The organism is Nocardiopsis sp. KDC1DS13DA1 (assembly GCF_055632325.1).
This window is the reverse complement of the sequence record NZ_JBVMUY010000014.1, coordinates 351,879-368,869: the sequence shown is the minus strand read 5'-3', so window position 1 is coordinate 368,869 and position 16,991 is coordinate 351,879. Positions and strand designations below refer to the sequence as shown.

General features: G+C 73.2%; 13 protein-coding genes. 7 read left to right on the top strand and 6 right to left on the bottom strand.

What is annotated here, in order from left to right:
- Position 1: 1 nt before the first annotated feature.
- On the bottom strand, positions 2-598 hold the full coding sequence (locus ACTVAJ_RS09985; protein ID WP_470387792.1) for a TetR/AcrR family transcriptional regulator: 597 nt from the start codon (positions 596-598) through the stop codon (positions 2-4).
- Between the two features lie 17 nt (positions 599-615).
- On the opposite strand from ACTVAJ_RS09985, the gene ACTVAJ_RS09980 reads away from it, so the two are divergent.
- Positions 616-2,244, top strand: a complete 1,629-nt coding sequence (locus ACTVAJ_RS09980; protein ID WP_470387791.1) for an FAD-binding oxidoreductase — start codon at positions 616-618, stop codon at positions 2,242-2,244.
- A gap of 104 nt (positions 2,245-2,348) precedes the next feature.
- Here ACTVAJ_RS09980 and ACTVAJ_RS09975 read toward each other — a convergent pair whose 3' ends face one another.
- Positions 2,349-3,032 carry a hypothetical protein gene (locus tag ACTVAJ_RS09975; protein ID WP_470387790.1) on the bottom strand — a complete coding sequence of 228 codons (684 nt, stop codon included), beginning with the start codon at positions 3,030-3,032 and terminating at the stop codon, positions 2,349-2,351.
- 520 nt (positions 3,033-3,552) lie between these two features.
- Between ACTVAJ_RS09975 and ACTVAJ_RS09970 the strand changes: the two genes are divergently transcribed.
- The gene (locus tag ACTVAJ_RS09970; RefSeq protein WP_470387789.1) at positions 3,553-6,087 is read left to right on the top strand and encodes a sensor histidine kinase; all 2,535 of its coding nucleotides are present in this window, start codon (positions 3,553-3,555) and stop codon (positions 6,085-6,087) included.
- Positions 6,068-6,754, top strand: coding sequence for a response regulator (locus ACTVAJ_RS09965; protein WP_470387788.1), 687 nt, complete (start codon positions 6,068-6,070; stop codon positions 6,752-6,754). Before ACTVAJ_RS09970 ends, ACTVAJ_RS09965 begins: the two co-directional genes overlap by 20 nt.
- Before the next feature lie 281 nt (positions 6,755-7,035).
- Here ACTVAJ_RS09965 and ACTVAJ_RS09960 read toward each other — a convergent pair whose 3' ends face one another.
- Together ACTVAJ_RS09960 and ACTVAJ_RS09955 are read right to left on the bottom strand one after the other, a co-directional pair.
- Positions 7,036-7,980 carry an aminoglycoside phosphotransferase family protein gene (locus tag ACTVAJ_RS09960; protein WP_470387787.1) on the bottom strand — a complete coding sequence of 315 codons (945 nt, stop codon included), beginning with the start codon at positions 7,978-7,980 and terminating at the stop codon, positions 7,036-7,038.
- A gap of 282 nt (positions 7,981-8,262) precedes the next feature.
- A complete protein-coding gene (locus tag ACTVAJ_RS09955) occupies positions 8,263-8,940 on the bottom strand; it encodes a sirohydrochlorin chelatase (RefSeq protein ID WP_470387786.1) in 678 nt (225 codons plus the stop codon).
- Between the two features lie 817 nt (positions 8,941-9,757).
- On the opposite strand from ACTVAJ_RS09955, the gene ACTVAJ_RS09950 reads away from it, so the two are divergent.
- From ACTVAJ_RS09950 to ACTVAJ_RS09940, 3 genes are all read left to right on the top strand, one after another.
- A complete protein-coding gene (locus ACTVAJ_RS09950; RefSeq protein ID WP_470387785.1) occupies positions 9,758-10,570 on the top strand; it encodes a nucleotidyltransferase domain-containing protein in 813 nt (270 codons plus the stop codon).
- Between the two features lie 66 nt (positions 10,571-10,636).
- Positions 10,637-11,197: a peptide deformylase gene (def, locus tag ACTVAJ_RS09945; RefSeq protein WP_470387784.1), complete on the top strand. Its 561-nt coding sequence runs from the start codon at positions 10,637-10,639 to the stop codon at positions 11,195-11,197.
- A gap of 249 nt (positions 11,198-11,446) precedes the next feature.
- Positions 11,447-12,409 (top strand): coiled-coil domain-containing protein, encoded by a 963-nt coding sequence (locus ACTVAJ_RS09940; RefSeq protein ID WP_470387783.1) that lies wholly within the window; start codon positions 11,447-11,449, stop codon positions 12,407-12,409.
- A 58-nt stretch (positions 12,410-12,467) separates the two neighbouring features.
- On the opposite strand, the gene ACTVAJ_RS09935 is transcribed toward ACTVAJ_RS09940, so the two are convergent.
- A complete protein-coding gene (locus ACTVAJ_RS09935; RefSeq protein ID WP_470387782.1) occupies positions 12,468-13,736 on the bottom strand; it encodes an MFS transporter in 1,269 nt (422 codons plus the stop codon).
- 64 nt (positions 13,737-13,800) lie between these two features.
- On the bottom strand, positions 13,801-14,586 hold the full coding sequence (locus ACTVAJ_RS09930; protein WP_470387781.1) for an alpha/beta hydrolase: 786 nt from the start codon (positions 14,584-14,586) through the stop codon (positions 13,801-13,803).
- 247 nt (positions 14,587-14,833) lie between these two features.
- Between ACTVAJ_RS09930 and ACTVAJ_RS09925 the strand changes: the two genes are divergently transcribed.
- Positions 14,834-16,990: an elongation factor G-like protein EF-G2 gene (locus ACTVAJ_RS09925; RefSeq protein ID WP_470387780.1), complete on the top strand. Its 2,157-nt coding sequence runs from the start codon at positions 14,834-14,836 to the stop codon at positions 16,988-16,990.
- Position 16,991: the final 1 nt, after the last annotated feature.

Below are 16,991 nucleotides of genomic sequence, written 5' to 3'. Positions count from 1 at the left end.
GTCAGGGTTCGCGGGGGGCGAGGTAGCCGTCCAGCAGGTCGGTGAGCTCGGCGACCAGGTGCGACTCGTCGAGCACGTCGGCGAACAGGCGGCGGGAGGTGACGGTGTTCTGGACGGTGACGAGGACGAGCCGGGCGAGGACGGCGGGGTCCCCGGGGCGGACCGACCCGTCGGCCTGGCCCTCGGCGACGACGGGCTCCAGCACCTCCAGGGCGGCGCGGTGACTGGTGCCGAGCCGGTGGAACGTGTAGGTGGCCAGGAGTTCGGGCTCGGTGTCGACCACGCGGGCGAACAGGGGGTGGTCGAGCATGGCGCGCGCGACTCCGGCGGCGTGGCGGACCAGGCGCGCACGCACGCCCTCCCCGGCCAGGTCCTGTTGCGCGGCCTCCTCCTCGGCCAGGAGCATCCGGCGCAGTTCGCGGGTGAGCAGGTCCGCGACCAGGGCCGTCACGTCGGGCCACCGGCGGTAGACGGTCGGACGGCTGACCCCGGCGCGGCGCGCCACGTCGGTCAGGGTGGTGCGGCGCACCCCGAAGGCCTCGACACAGGCGCGGGCCGCGTCCAGGATCTGGTCCTCTACGTTACGTTTTGACGCCATGTGTAAAACTGTAGAGCATGACTGACGAGAACTCCCCCACCGGCCCGCTGGCCGACACCGCACCCGAGATGAGCTGGTTCGGCTGGGGTGACCCGGCCAGGGCCAGGACACTCGACCCCGCGCTGCGCGACCTGATCGCCCAGGTCCTGCGCACCGAGCCCGGGGAACGGCCCGCCGTTCCCGAGGACGAGGTCGCGCTGCCCGCCTCCCGACTGGACGCCGGGACCCTCGCCGCGCTGGCGGAGGTGGTCGGCACCGAGCACGTGCGTGTGGACGACGCCGCGCGCCTGCGCCACCTCGGCGGTAAGAGCACCCCCGACCTGCTGCTCCGCCGCGCCGGGGCGGCCGACCCGGCGCCGGACGCGGTGGTCCACCCCGCCGACCACGACGAGGTCGAGCGCCTGCTGCGGGTGTGCTCCGACGCCCGCGTGGCCGTCGTCCCCTTCGGCGGCGGCACCAGCGTCGTGGGCGGGGTCGCCCCCCTGCGCGGCGGGTTCCCGGCCGTGATCGCGCTGGACCTGCGGCGACTGGACCGCCTGGTGTCCCTCGACCCCGTCTCCGCGACGGCGGTCCTGGGCGCCGGTGTGCGCACTCCGCACGCCGAGGCCCTGCTCGGCGAGCACGGGTACACGCTCGGGCACATGCCGCAGAGCTACGAGTACGCGACCGTCGGCGGGTACGCGGCGACCCGTTCCAGCGGTCAGGCGTCCTCCGGGTACGGCCGGTTCGAGGACATGGTGGTGTCGCTGCGCGTGGCCACCCCGCGCGGGACCCTGGAACTGGGCGGACCGCCCGCCTCGGCCGCCGGGCCGGACCTGCGGCGGCTGATGCTCGGTTCGGAGGGCGTCCTGGGGGTGATCACCGAGGTCGGCCTGCGGGTGCGCCCCCGCCCGGAGACGGTGCTGGACGAGGCCTGGTCCTTCCCGGACTTCGCGACGGGCGCGGCCGCGCTGCGCACGCTCGCGCAGTCGGACACGCGGCCGACGATGGCACGGGTCCTGGACGAGTCGGAGACGTTCGTCGGCGCGGCGCTCGGCGGCCGGGAGGCCACTCCGGGGTGCCAGGCGGTCCTGGGGTTCGAGGGGACCGGGGCGGACGTGGCCGCGCGGTCGGCAGCCGTCCGGGAGGTCCTGACCGCGGCGGGCGGCACCCCGCTCGGCGCGGAACCGGTGGCGCACTGGCGGGAGAACCGGTTCTCCGCCCCGTACCTGCGCGACACCCTGCTGTCGTCGGGGTTCCTCGCGGAGACACTGGAGACGGCGGCGACCTGGACCGACCTGCTGCCGCTGTATGAGGCGGTCTCGGCGGCCCTGACGACGGCGCTGGACGGCGACGAGGGCGGTGTCGTGGTCATGTGCCACGTGTCGCACACCTATCCCACCGGGGCCTCGTTGTACTTCACGGTCGCCACGGCGGCGGGCGAGGCTCCCCTGGAGCGGTGGGACCGGGCCAAGCGGGCCGCCTCGGACGCGATCGTGGCCCACCGGGGGACGATCACCCACCACCACGCGGTGGGCACCGACCACCGGCCGTGGATGGCGGCGGAGATCGGTCCGCTGGGCGGGGACGTGCTGCGCGCGGTCAAGGCGGCGCTGGACCCCGAGGGCGTGCTCAACCCGGGCAAACTGATCCCCGACGCGTCCTGAGCGAAGGGCGGTCCGCGAGCGGTGGCGGCCCCGGCCGGGGTGCCGGAGCGGCCACCGCGGCGGGCCCCAGCGGACACCCCCGGTGCCGGGGCGTCCGCCACCGGTCAGGCCCGCTCACCCTCCCTGGAGAGCTGCCGCCCGACCTCGCGGGCCAGGTCGTCGAGGCGGTCGAGCTCCTCCTCGGCCTCGATCTCGCCGCGGAGCACGCGGAAGACCGTCACACCGAGGTTGGCCGTGGTGAAGGACGCGAAGCCGTGCACGATCTCCTCGTCGGGGTAGTCGGGCTCGTAGAGCACGGAGGCCCCGCCGTCGCCCGCCCCCAGCGGTCGCCAGTCGATCAGATCCGCCCCCAGGTCGTCCTCCCAGTCACCGGATTCCAGGTCCTCCAGGAGGTTCGCCGTCTCCTCACGTATGTCCTCGACCGCGGCCCCGTCGTCCTCGTACTCCACGAGGTTGACGAAGACCGACACCACGTCCTCCCCGTCGTCATCAACGTCGCACCACAGGTATCCGAGCAGGTGCTCCTCCTCGCGGTACTCCACCTCCTCGCCCTCCTCGTAGTCACCCTCGGCGCTCAGCCCCTCGGTCTCGGGCATGGAGTCGAGCAGCTCGCTCGGCAGCAGGCGGCGGCAGCTCGGCAGGTCCGCGTAGGGGCGGGATTCGGACAGGTTCCAGACCAGCAGCCCGCCCGTGGCCAGCAGTGCGACCGCCGTCACACTCGCGCCGATGATCAGCGCGAGCCGACCGTTGCGGCGCGGCGGACCGCCCGGTCCGGGCTGACCCGGCACCGGCGGCTGCCGCGGAGGCACTCCCCCGGGTCCGCCGGGTCCGCCGTAGGGACCTCCCGGCGCGCCGTAGCCGGGCGGGTACCCCCCGGGCTGACCGCCGTACGGGGCTCCGGGCCGCCCCGGCGGAGGGGGCGGGGGCGGCTGGAAGCGGGGCTGGCCTCCGCCGTGTCCGGGCTGGCCGGGCTGCGGAGGCTGCCCCGGCTGCCCCGGCTGCCCGGGGAACGGCGGTTCGCCTGGGTTGCCGGGGAACGATCCGTCGTTGGGGGGATATCCGGTCATCGGTGTCGCGGCGTGGACACGCTCCGCGCTCGTCGCGGGGCGAACGCCGCACCTCCTCACAGGTGTCGCTGGGTCGCACGGGACGACGGACGGGGTTCGCTCCCCTCCACCCGTGTGGGGCTCGTGCGTCCGTACGACGCCCCAGTATTCCGCCCGCCGTCCGCGCCGTCATGTCCGCGCTCCGCGACGGCGTGTGACACGGCGGGACGCGTTCCCCGCCCGGACACGTGACAATGGAGTCGTGGCACGAGGAAAGCTCCGCATCTACCTGGGGTCGGCACCGGGTGTGGGCACGACCCACAACGCGCTGGCCGAGGCCCGACGGCGGGCCGAGGACGGCACCGACGTGGTCGTGGCCGCCGCCCACACGCACCGCCGACAACGCACGTCCGCCCTGTTGACGGGGTTGGAGGTGGTGCCCCAGCACCCGTCCGGCGCGGTCGACACCGCGGCCGTCATCACGCGCGCCCCCGAACTGGCGCTCGTCGACGACCTCGCCCACGCCAACGGGCCGGACGCGCCCACCTACGCCCGCTGGCGGGACGTGGAGAAACTGCTGGACGCGGGGATCGACGTCGTGAGCACGGTGGGGATCCACCACCTGGAGTCACTCAACGACGTCGTCACGCAGATCACCGGTGTGCGCCCCGAGCAGACCGTCCCGGACCAGGTGGTGCGCCGCGCGGCCGAGGTCGAACTCGTGGACGTCACCCCGCAGGAGCTGCGCCGCAGGATGGCCCACGGCGACATCCACCCGGCCGAACGCGTGGACGCCGCCATGGCCGCCTACTACCGGGAGGGCAACCTCGCCGCGCTGCGCGAACTGGCGCTGCTGTGGACCGCCGACCGGGTGGAGGAGGGCCTGGCGCGGTACCGGGGCGAGCACGAGATCCGCAGCACCTGGGAGGCGCGCGAGCGCGTCGTGGTCGCGCTCACCGGCGGCCCGGAGGGTGAGACGCTGATCCGCCGCGCGGCCCGGGTCGCGGCGCGCTCGCGCGGGGGGCACCCCCAGCCCAGCCACCTGCTGGCCGTCCACGTGGTGAAGTCGGACGCGGTCGGCCGACCGCTCACCGAGCACCTGGTCCGCCAGCGCAAGCTGCTCGCGGAGCTGGGCGGCACCTACCACCAGGTGATCAGCTCCGACGTACCCAGGGGACTGCTGGAGTTCGCGCGGGGGGTGCACGCCACACAGATCGTGCTCGGTTCCTCGCGCCGCCGCAGCTGGGAGTACGTGTTCGGTCCGGGGGTGGGCGCGAGCGTGGCGCGTGACTCCGGGGACATCGACGTGCACATCGTCACCCACGAGGAGGTCGGGAGCGGGATGTGGCTGCTCCCGGCCCCGGGGCGCGGGGTCGGCGAGCACCGGCGCGTGACCGGGTGGGTGCTGGCCGCCGCGGCTCCGGCGCTGATGTCGCTGCTCCTGCTGCTCCCGCCGTTCGCCGGGGTGGGGCTGTCCTCGGACGCGATGTTCCTGCTGCTGACCACGGTCGCCACAGCGGCGGTCGGCGGCCTGTGGCCCGCCCTGGCCTCGGCGCTGTGGAGCGCGGTACTGCTCACGCTCGTGCTCTCGCCGCACCACGACAGGCCGCCGGTGTCCCTGGACAACGCCGTGGCGCTCGCCGCGTTCGTCCTGGTGGGCCTGCTGGTGGCGGTGGTGGCGGAGATGGCGGCGCGGCGGTCGGCGCAGGCGGCGCGCGGCCGTGCGGAGGCCGACGCGATCGCGCTGCTCGCGGGCAGCGTCCTGGCCGGGAACGAGCCCCTCCAGGCGCTGTTGCGGAGGATCTCCAAGACCTTCGGGCAGCGGTCGGCGACGCTGCTGGAACGGGTGGAGGACGACCGGTGGAGCGCCGTGCACAGTGTGGGCGCCCCGGCGTGCGAGTCGCCGGACGAGGCGGACGTGCTGGTGTCGATCTCCGACTCGCTGGCCCTGGCGCTGCGCGGCCGGGTGCTGCCCGCCGCCGACCGCAGCGTGTTGTGGGCGTTCGCCGCCCACCTCGGGATCGCCCTGGAGCACAAGCGGCTGGAGTGGGACGCCGCCGAGGCGCGCGGCCAGGTGGCGGGCAACCGCATCCGCACCGCTCTGCTGGCCGCCGTCTCCCACGACCTGCGCACCCCGCTGACGTCGATCAAGGCGAGCATGGCCAGTCTGCGGGCGACCGACATCGAACTCGACCCGGAGGACCGGGACGCCCTGATGGAGACCGTGGAGGAGTCCGCGGACCGGCTCAACCGGCTGATCGACAACCTCCTGGACATGAGCCGGGTGCAGACCGACAGCGTGCGCCCCAAGATCCGCCCCGTGGGGCTGGAGGAGGTGGTCTCGGCCACCCTGATCGGTCTGCCCCACGAGGCGGTCACGGTGGACGTCCCCGACTGGCTGCCGCGGGTCAGGGCCGACGCGGGGCTGTTGGAGCGGGCCGTGGCCAACGTGGTGTCGAACGCCGTGCGGCACAACCCCGACCCGCGCGTGCCCGTGCTCGTCGCCGCGAGCGCGCACGGCGGGAGCGTGCAGTTGCGTGTGGTGGACCGGGGGCCCGGGGTCTCGGACGAGGGGAAGCAGCGGATGTTCGAGGCCTTCCAGCGCCTGGGCGACGCGCCCCAGGGCACGGGGGTCGGTCTCGGACTGGCGGTCGCCCGTGGTTTCGTTGAGGCGATGCACGGGACGCTCTCCCCCGAGGACACCCCGGGCGGTGGTCTGACCATGGTGTTCGACCTGAGGGCTGCGGACACGGACGGCGAGGACGAGAGGGAGGCCGATGCGGATCCTGGTCGTTGACGACGACATGCAGATCATCCGTGCGATGCGCATCAACCTGCGGGCGCGCGGACACGACGTGGACACCGCTCCCGACGGGGCCGCGGCGCTGCGTCTGGCCGCGGAGCGCCACCCGGACGTGGTCCTGCTGGACCTCGGGCTGCCCGACATGGAGGGCATGGAGGTGATCCAGCGGCTCCGCGGGTGGTCCCAGGTACCGATCATCGTGCTGTCGGCGCGGCACTCGGCCGGGGAGAAGGTGCGCTGCCTGGACTCGGGCGCGGACGACTACGTCACCAAACCGTTCGGCATGGACGAGCTGCTGGCGCGGATGCGTGCGGCGGAGCGGCGGTCGGTCCGCCTGGAGGAGGCGCCGGTGGTGCGCACGCCGTCCTTCACCGTGGACCTGGGCGCCAAGCGGGTGGTCCGGGACGGCGAGGAGGTGCGGCTCACCCCCACGGAGTGGCACATCCTGGAGATCCTGGCCCGGCGCCCCGGCCAACTGGTCAGCCAGCGCCAGCTGCTGCACGACGTGTGGGGCCCCGCCTACCAGAGCGAGACCAACTACCTGCGGGTGTACCTGGCGCAGCTGCGCAGGAAGCTGGAGCCCGACCCGGCGCGGCCCCGGTACCTCATCACCGAGGCCGGCCGGGGGTACCGCTTCGAGACGCCGGGCGGGGACGACTAGGGCCGGCCGCCCCTGGCGGAACGGTCACCACCGGCGCCCGAACCCGGTCCCAAGCGCAGCGCAGGACCAGGGCGGGCACCGTTCGGGCGCCGGCGGGGTGCTCATGGATGAGGGCCGCGCCGCAGGCGTCCGTTGAGGGTGGTGGCGGGCGACGGGCGGGCGAGGCGAGCCGCGTAGCGAGGAACGAGCGACAGGCGAAGCCGAGGAGGAAGCACACCGCCTCCGGGGCGCCCGAACCCGGTCCGAAGCGCAGCGCAGGACCAGGGCGGGCACAGCCCGGATCACCTGGGGTGGGACCGGACCAGCGAGCGGTCGCCCGCCATCAGGTCCATGAGGGTCTCGAACTCGTCGGTGTGGCTGTGTGCGCGGTTGACCTTGGCGACCGCGAAACAGGGCGCGAACGCGCGCACCCACTCCATCATCCGGTCGCCGTCCACCCCCATCGTCCGGGAGAGGATCTCGACGCGCCGCTCCACCTCGACGACGCTCGTCGCCTTCCAGACCGCCCAGTCCACGGCGTCGGCCGCGCCGTCGCCCACGCAGGCGCGCGGGTCGAGCGCGACCAGGCCGCGCGGGCCGCCGTCGAGCACGTTGCCCGGGTGCAGGTCGCCGTGCAGGGGGACGACGTCGGTCTCGCCGATGGACAGGGCCCGGGCGCGGCAGTAGCCCTGGTGCAGGGAGGTTGCGGAGATGACCTTGGCGGCGGGCCCCTCGTTGCGTTCGCGGTTCCACAGGTCGAAGATGAACTGCACCCGCGCCATGAGGGGACGCAGCTCCAGGAGCTGGCTACGGGGCACCTCGACCCCGTGGAGCTGGGAGAGCAGGGTGCCGATGGTCACCATGGGCGGAACCACACCGATGTCGGCGACCGCCTCGCCCTCGATGCGTTCCATGAGGATGGCGCCGCGCTCGGCGTCCAGGTCCCACACCTCGGGCACCCGGTGGGAGGGCGCCCACATCCGCAGCATGCTGGCCTCGGTGACCGCGAGCCGACTGTCCGGGCAGAGCTTGAGGACCCCCTCGCGCCCGTCGGACAGGGTGACGTACACGACGACGGCCGTGCGGCCGTGCGGCGCGCCTCCGTCGACGGTGAGCCGCCACTCCGTCGCGAGCTTCTCCACAACGGAGGGGAGTTCGGACAGCCACTCGGCCACGTGGCCGCCGAAGCGCCGTTCCAGCCGACGACGCTGGCGGTCGCCGACGAACTGCGCTGTGACGTCGTTCATACATCCACCTTAGGTTCGCTCACGTCGACGCCGACCGGGACCGAGCCCCCGCTGCGGTTCGGCGGTCGCGTGCGCGGCGACGGCCCTCCTGCTCCGGGGTCGGCGGCGGGGGGCCGACACGTCGGGGCCATGGGAGGCCGCGGCCTCGTGAGGGGTCGTACCCGAACCCGCCCCGCTCCGTGCGTCGCCCGGAGCGGAACGGATGTGGCTTCGCGGGTGCGGGGAATTCCCGCCCCTTGGCCTCATACCCATCCGCGCGTCCCGAGTAACGGTTGCCGGCGTTCAGACCAGGCGGCCCTTCGCGGCGCGGTGCTGGGCGAGCAGGGTGTCCACGACCAGGTCGGAGGGCCACAGCGGCGCGGTGAGGGCTGTGACGTCCAGCCCCCGGAGCAGGTCGAAGTCGGGGCCGTCGACCAGCCGCCACGCGGCGACCGCGACGCGCTCGCGGCCGTCCCGGCGCAGTCGGTCGACGGCGTCGAAGACCGAGGGCGCCCAGGTCCGCAGGTACCCGACCTGGACCGGGGAGCCGAGGCGGCGGCTGAGCATACGGGCCACGTCCATGACCACCTGGCGCTCGTCGCTCCCGGTGGTGCCGTCGGCCGCCAGGACCACGCCGTCCTCGGGGCTCCAGCCCGCGTCCGCCAGACGGCCGGCGAGGTCGGCGACGATGGAGGGCACCGCGCCCAGGGGCGAGGTGTGGCAGGAGTTCTCCAGGTGGGCGAGGTCGAGCCGGGAGAACAGGTGCGCGCTGGCCACGTCTCCCCCGGCGACGAACGCGGGGACGACCACCTTGGGCCCCGGAACGGAGCGGACGGCCGCGGCGACCTCGTCGGGGCTGCCGAAGGCCGCGGCGACGGGAACCTCGCCCCGGTCGGCCACCGCCTCGGCCAGGCCGCACAGGGCCTCCCGCCGGTGGGCGTCACGCGAATCATCGGCTACGAGGACCATCGTGGGGACCATGTGCGGCTCCTTGGAATCGCTGTGCAGATCTGCCGTCGTCCGCGAGCGTAAAGCGGCCCAGTTTCGGGGGAGTGCCCCTGTGTTACGCCCGGGAAAACATCAGACAATGGCTGTGATGGTTATCACCGGAGGTTCTCTTGGTGAACCATAACAATCTCCGAAAAAACAGGGCGTGTCCACATCTTTGCGGAGTGGCCTACACCGCACGGAACCCGCACCGCGAAACCGCCGCCAGACCACCGCCGCCCGACACGACCACACCCAGGCACGACGCCCGACAGCCGCCCCACGGCGGGGAATTGGACGCGAGCGGGATCACACCGAATACTCTCACCAGGCGCACGATTTGCCGGGAAAGTTCTCCAGAGAAAAACCCGGACAAAGAAATTCCAATGCACATGCACGAGGCAGGTGCACATGATCCCGAACGCGCCTCCCTTCGGCGCGCACCGTTTCGGGCGGCAGATCGGCGGCCGCCCCGGACACGGCGCGCACGCACGTCCGCTCCCGCGCCGCCGGACGCACCACGCCGCACGACCGGGTTCCCCGCCGGGGCCTTGCACACGGGTCGGCCCACTGTCAAGGGTGCCCACTCCCCTTTCGACCCGTAACCACACACCACCTGACGTGGGGAGACAGGGGGCGAGTCCGGCGTGATCACTTGCCAACCCCCTCCATGCCAACCACACTTGACATCGAACGGAGGACTCCCCGAGCACATCCGCCACGGGAATCCCCGGGTCGCCGCGCTCCCGACCTCCCCACCCCGGGAGGGCACGACCCACCGATCCACCGAACCATCCAGACTGGAGTAAGCATGGCCGTCCACCCTCGGGTGCAGACGCTGGCCCGGACCTTCCTCGCCCACGCGGACCGGACCGCCCCGGGTCTGGTCGAAGGCCTCTATCTGACCGGTTCGGTCGCCCTCGGCGACTTCCGCCCGCACACCAGCGACGTCGACTTCGTCATCGTCACCTCGCGTACCCCGGGACAGCCGGAGCTGGACGTCCTGCGCCGCGCCCACACGCTCACCCGGGCCGACGTCCCCCGCCCCCAGTTCAACGGCATCCACGTCACCTGGGACGACCTGACGCGCGACCCCGCCTCCTGCGGCTCCGTCGCCTCGGTCACCGCCGGGCGCTTCCGAAGCCGGGCGAGCAACGACGTCAACCCCGTCACCTGGCACATCCTCGCCGACCGCGGTGTGACCGTGCGCGGACCGCACCCCCTCGAACTCGACGTGTGGGACGAACCGGAGAGCCTGCGCGCCTGGTCCCTCGGATCACTCGACGAGCAGTGGCGCCGCTGGCGGGAGAAGGCGGGACGCCTGGTGACCCCGCGCGGCCTGGCCGTCCTCGGCTCCCTGGCCCCCTCCTGGAGCGTGCTCAGTGTCAGCCGCCTGCACTTCACACTCAAGACCGGGGAGATCACCTCCAAGTCCGGCGCGGGCGCCTATGCTCTGCACGCCTTCCCCGAGCGGTGGCAGCGCATCCTCAACGAGTGCCTGCGAGTCCGCCGGGGCGCCCAGGTCCCCTCCCTGTACGAGAACGCGCTCGCCCGGCGCAGAGCCGCCCTGGACTACATCGAGATGGTCCTGGACGACGCGCTGCGCCCCGGCCTGGCCGCCTGAGCCCGCCCTCGACGGACCGCCGCCCGCAGGACGGAGAGCCACCGGGCATGTCCTACCCTGAGGGACATGACCATGCGCCCCATCGTCCGGTTCGGCGACCCCGTACTCGTCACCGGAACCACCCCCGTCACCCGGTTCGACCAGCACACCGAGGCCCTCGTCCGGGATCTGCTGGACACCGTGGACGCTCCCGGACGCGCCGGGGTGGCCGCCACCCAGATCGGGGTCGGGCTGCGCGTGTTCAGCTACAACGTCGAGGGGCGCATCGGCTACGTGATCAACCCGCGCGTCGCGGAGCGGTCCGAGGAGGTCCAGGAGGGCGACGAGGGCTGCCTCTCGGTCCCCGAGCTCTGGTACCCCACCCGCCGCGCCCAGCATGCCGTCGTCACCGGGGTGGACCTGCGCAACGAACCGGTCACCGTCGAGGGCACCGGGCTCATGGCGCGCTGCCTCCAGCACGAGACCGACCATCTGGACGGCATGCTCTACATCGACCGCCTGGACCCCGAGGAGCGCAAGCGCGCGATGCGTGACATCCGTCGCTCGTCCTGGTTCCTCCCCGCCACCCCGGCACCCTCCGCTCCGACCGGCGGCGCGCTTCCCAGCGCCTTCGGCGGCAGGGGCTGAGCGCGCACCGTCGCTCCGGGCGGAGACCGCGGCGGGACCGGCACCGGGTTCCGCCGGTCCGCGATGATGCGGGTGATACCGACACATCCCTCCGGGAACGGGTATCTTCGGACACGGCCCCGCACTCCCCCACAGTCACGTGGGGCACCGCACTAGGCATGTCGATCCGTCCACCCCGTCCGCCACGGCATCCCCACCACACCGCCGTCGGCGAGGACGAACCGCGCGTGGACCGTCCCCGGAGCAGCCATGACACCCTCCTCCCCACCCGCCCCGCGGCGCGCCCGGCGCCCCGCCCTCACGGTCGCCGCCATGACCGCCGCCCTCCTGATCGGCCTGCCCTCGACCGCCGCGGCCGAACCGGACGAGGTCGACATCGACGAGCTGACGGAGCGGGCGGAGGCGCTGGAGGAGTCCTACAACGGCGAACTGCTCCAGTTCAACGAGATCCGGGACCGGGTCGAACAGGCCGAGGACGACCTGACGGAGATCGAGGAGCGGCTGGACTCCTCCCGGAGCGGCGTGTCCGCGATCGCCGCCTCCCGGTACAAGACCGGCGGATTCCTTCCGGGCCTGCAGATCGTCTTCTCCAGCGATCCCGAGCAGATGTACGCCGACGCCGCGACCGTCGCCTACATCAGCGAGAGCCAGTCCGAGCAGATCTCCGGCCTCATCGAGACCCACCGGGAGCAGCAGGAGGTCACCGAGGAGCTGAACGGGGAACTGGCCGAGGCCGAGGAACTCGTCGAGACCCTGGAGGAACAGCGCGACGAGGTCGAGGAGCAGATCCGGGAGTACGAGGAGTCCCAGGTCCCCGAGACCCCCGGGAACGGCACCATCCCCGACAGCGCCAGGGGCAGCGGCTGGGACTCCACCACGCCGCGCATGGCCGCGATCCGCAACAACATCATCATGGCCTACGGCGCGCCCTACCCCGTGAGCTGCTGGCGGCCCAGCGCGGACGACCACGGCGACGGCCGCGCCTGCGACTTCATGATGAGCTCCGGCGGAGCGATGCCCTCGTCGGGCAACCAGGCCCTGGGCGACCAGATCGCCCAGTACGCGATCGACAACGCCGCCGCGTGGGGCGTGGACTACGTGATCTGGCGACAGCGGATCTGGCAGCAGTCCAACCCGCAGTGGGTGTTCATGAACGACCGCGGCGACAACACCCAGAACCACTACGACCACGTGCACATCAGCTCGTACTAGCGGCGTTCGTCGTGGTTCTCCGCTCCGCTCCGAACCGAACCTCCCGGGGTGACCCGCTCTACCCGCCGCGAACGGATCCCCCGGCGCGGGCCAGCGGGAGGACCGCCGCGAGCGCCACCGCCGCGAGCGCGAAGGCCGGTCCGTAGCCGAGCAGTTGGATGACCAGGCCCAAGCCCATCGCCCCGGCCCCCGCACCCGCGTCGAAGCCGATGTTCCACACCGCGCTGGCCCGGCCGAACCCGGCCGGACCGGCGCGGTTGAGCATGAGGGTGACCGTCTCGTTCTGCACCGCGCCGAACCCGAGGCCGAACACGGCGGCGCCGCCCACCGCCAGGACCGCCACCCCCGCCGCCGGTTGGCCACCGCCGTCCTGCCACCACAGGGCGGCGGCCGTCAGAGCCGTCCCGACGACCGCGACGACCATCCCGGGCATGAGCAGGAGACTCCGGCGCAGGCGGTCGTGCAGGCTCCCGGCGCTCCACCGGCCGACGACGACGCCCAGCGCGTAGGCCGCCAGTGCCCCGCTGACCAGCCACGCGGCCCCCTCCAGCGGGATCGCCACGAAGGTGACGACGGCGCCGCCCACCAAGGCGGTCAACAGCATGAGGACCAGAGGGGCGGTCAGCGCCGAGAAGGGCACCCGCTCCGCCGGGGCCGCGGACCGACGCCCCCGGCCCGAGCCCCGCAGCGCCCGCCGGTTACGGCCCCCGTCGGCGAACCAGACACCCACGGACAGCGCGCTGCCCGCCACCGAGCACAGCCCGGTGATCCAGAACGCGGTGTCGAACCCGAGGTTGAGGGCCACCCCCACGCCGCCGGGCAGGATGAGGACCTGCGGCAGGCCGACCGCGAGACCGTAGTAACCCGTCGCCCGGCCCATCTGGTCGCCGGGGACCAACCGGGCCGCCAGCGCGGTTCCGGCGACCGAGACCATCCCGAACCCGATCCCGCGCACGGCCGACACGGCGATGAGCGGCACCAGGTCGGTCGTCGCCGCGAAGAGCGGGGTGGGCGCGCCCATGACGAGCGCCCCCACCGGGAACGCCCACCGGTATCCGCCGCCGCGTTCCAGCAGCCAGGGCATGCACAGCTGGGTGAGCACGGTGGTGAACATGAACGCCGTCGTGGTGCTGCCCGCACCGAACTCGCCCGCGCCGCCGCGCGAGGCCCACAGGGGAACGAGCGGGAGCACGGCGGCGAAGCCGGTCATTCCGACCGCCGTGGCCGCGATGAGCAGGGCGAACCCCCGACCGCGCAGACCGGGGAGGCCGTCGGTGGGCCGCTCCGTCTCCGGGGAGGCCGAGGAGGACGAACGAGATGGGGTCATCCGCCCTTTTTATCCCGCCTCGTCATCCCTGTCGATGTCGGGCGATTCGGACCCGTCGGGCCGGTCAGTCGCGGGCCGCGGTGACCCGCTCCCGGAGCCAGTCCCGCAGCCGGGCGGTCAGTTCCGGCGTCACCGCGCGCTCGGCGTGCCCCATCCCCGGAACGATCCACAGCTCCCGCGGCTCCCGGGCCGCGTCGTGGATCGCGGTGGCGTGGGACACGGGGAAGTAGTCGTCGGCGTCGCCGTGCACGACCAGGAGCGGGGCCGGCGCGATGTCCCCGGCGACCTCGCGCGGTTCCGCCGGGCGCGGGTCCCACCGCTCGTCGGTCACCCGCACCTTGCGGACCCGGTGGAGGAAGAACCGGCCGAGGGGGCCCTCGATGCCGAAGTGGAGCAGGCGCATCCGCCGTGTTCCCCGGTAGAACCAGCGGCTGGGGCCGCTCACGGCCACAGCGGCCGAGACACCGCCGTAGATCGCGGCGTGGCGGACCACCACCGCGGCGCCCATGGAGAAGCCCACGGTGGCGACGGAGGTGTAGCCCGACGCGCGCAGGTGGGCCACGACCGCCTCCAGGTCGTGGATCTCGGCGTTGCCGACGGTGCTCAGCCCACCGGATCCGTGGTGGCCGCGGAAGTCGAAGGTCATGACGTCGCCGACGGGCAGCAGCCCCTCGGCGATCGCGCGGGTGTGGGGGCTGCGATGGGTACCGGTGAACCCGTTGGCCAGAACCACGGCCGTGGTGCGGGGCTCGGCTCCACGCCGCAGCACGGCGTCGATGCCGACCCCGTCGGAGGTGGTCAACCAGAACCGTTGGATCTGCGGGGGCGTGTGGTCGATGGCGTCAGACACCCGACCATCGTGCCCGATCGCCGCCGGAGACCGGCGACCGGCCCCGGCGTGTCGCCCCCGCACCTTCACCACCGGCACCGGAACGGTCTCTTCCTGACACAGGGGACATGTCGTAACACGCGCGGATGACCTCTTGTGGTGGCGGACGTGACAGGCGAATGTGGAGAGTGTCACGGGTCACACCAGCGACGGTGCCCTCCGCCCTGGCGCGACCGGACAGTCGACCCCGAAGGGCTGGGTGGTAGGGATGGTGGACCGAGCCGGAACGGTACCCAGGGCCGACAGGCCCGAGAACATCCGCAACGTCGTGCTGGTCGGACCGGCCGGTGCAGGGAAGACGAGCCTCGTGGAGGCCCTTCTCCTGGCCGCCGGGGAGATCGGGCGCCCCGGTCGCGTGGAGGAGGGCACGACGGTCAGCGACCACGACGAGGTCGAGATCCGACAGAAACGCTCCGTGAACCTCACCCTCAACCCGATCATGGTGGGTGAGGTCAAGGTCAACCTGTTGGACACCCCGGGCTACGCCGACTTCATCGGCGCGATGCGCGCCGGACTGCGCGGCGCCGACGCCGCCCTCTTCGTCATCTCCGCCCTGGACGGCGTGGACGGGAGGACGCGCGTCCTGTGGGAGGAGTGCGCCGCCGTCGGGATGCCCCGTGCCGTGGCGGTCACCAAGGTCGACCACCCGCGCGCGGACTACGACCAGGTGGTCGCCGAGTGCCAGGAGGCGTTCGGCGGCGGGGTGCACCCCGCCTACGTCCCGGCCGTGGAGGGCAGCGGCGACGCCCGCCGCCTCGTCGGCGTCTGGGGTCTGGTGTCCGAGCGCTACCACGACTACTCCGACGGCGAGGCGGCCGACCGACCGGTCCCCGACTGGCTGCGCGAGACCGCCGGGCCGCTCCGGGAGACCCTCGTGGAGGAGGTCATCACCGAGAGCGAGGACGAGGACCTCATGGAGCGCTACATGGAGGGGGGCGAACTCGACCCCGACCGGCTCATCGCCGACCTCAAGGAGGCGGTGGCCGCGGGCGGCTTCCACCCGGTGCTGGCGCTCAGCCCGACGAAGGGCGTGGGCGTACGCGAACTCCTGCGTGAACTGCCGCTGTCGTGCCCCGACCCGACGCGCCGCCCCTTCCCCGAGGTCGCCCGGCCCGACGGGCGGCCGGTAGAGGGGCTGTCCTGCGATCCCGACGGACCGCTCGTGGCCGAGGTGCTCAGCACCGTCAGTGATCCGTACGTGGGCCGGATGAGCCTGGCGCGGGTGTTCTCCGGGACGCTGCGCCCCGACTCCGAGATCCACCTGCACGGGCACGGGGTCCCGAGCGGCATGACCGGCGCCGAGGAGCACGACCGGACGGGTGCGGACGAGCGGCTGGGGGCGCTGTCCGTACCGCTGGGCCGGGAGAACCGGCCGGTGGGCGAGGCCGTCGCGGGCGATCTGTGCCTGGTCGCCAGGCTGCCCGCGGCCCGTACCGGGGACACCCTGTCCGACCGGGACCGTCCGCTGCGGGTGTCGCCGTGGCGCTTCCCGCAGCCCCTGTATCCCGTGTCGATCCGGGCCGCGTCCTCGTCCGACGAGGACAAGCTCTCGCACTCGGTCGCCCGGCTGGTCGCCGAGGACCCGTCGCTGCGGGTCGAGGTCAACCCCGAGACCCACCAGATGGTCCTGTGGACGCTGGGCGAGGCGCACCTGGACGCCGCACTGGACCACCTGGAGCACAGGTACGGGGTCCGGGTGGAGACCGGTGAGGTGCGGGTGCCGCTGCGGGAGACCTTCGCCGCCCGCGCGCAGGGGCTGGGCCGCAACGTGAAGCAGAGCGGAGGGCACGGCGAGTACGGGATCTGCAGGATCAGGGTGGAGCCCCTGGCGTCCGGGGCCGGGCTGGAGTTCGTCGACGAGATCGTGGGCGGTGTGGTGCCGCGGCAGTTCGTCCCCTCCGTCGAGAAGGGGGTGCGCGCCCAGATGGCCGAGGGGGTGGACTCCGGATACCCGATCGTCGACCTGCGCGTCACGCTCTACGACGGCAAGGCGCACTCGGTGGACTCCTCCGACATGGCCTTCCAGAAGGCGGGCAGGCTGGCGCTGAGGGACGCGGCCGAGGCCGGGCGGCTCGCGATGCTGGAACCGGTGGACGAGGTGTCCGTGGAGATGGACGAGGCCTATCTGGGGACCGTGATGAGCGACCTGTCCGCACGGCGCGGCCGCGTGGTGGGCACGGAGACCGCACCGGGCGGCCGGGCGGTCGTGCGGGCCGAGGTCCCGGAGCTGGAGATCACGAGGTACGCGGTGGAGCTGCGCTCGCTGTCCCACGGCACGGGTGTGTTCACCCGCGCGTACCTGCGCCACGAACCCCTGCCGCCGCAGGTGGCGGCCAGGATCCCGCACCAGGGCAACGGAGGGTAGG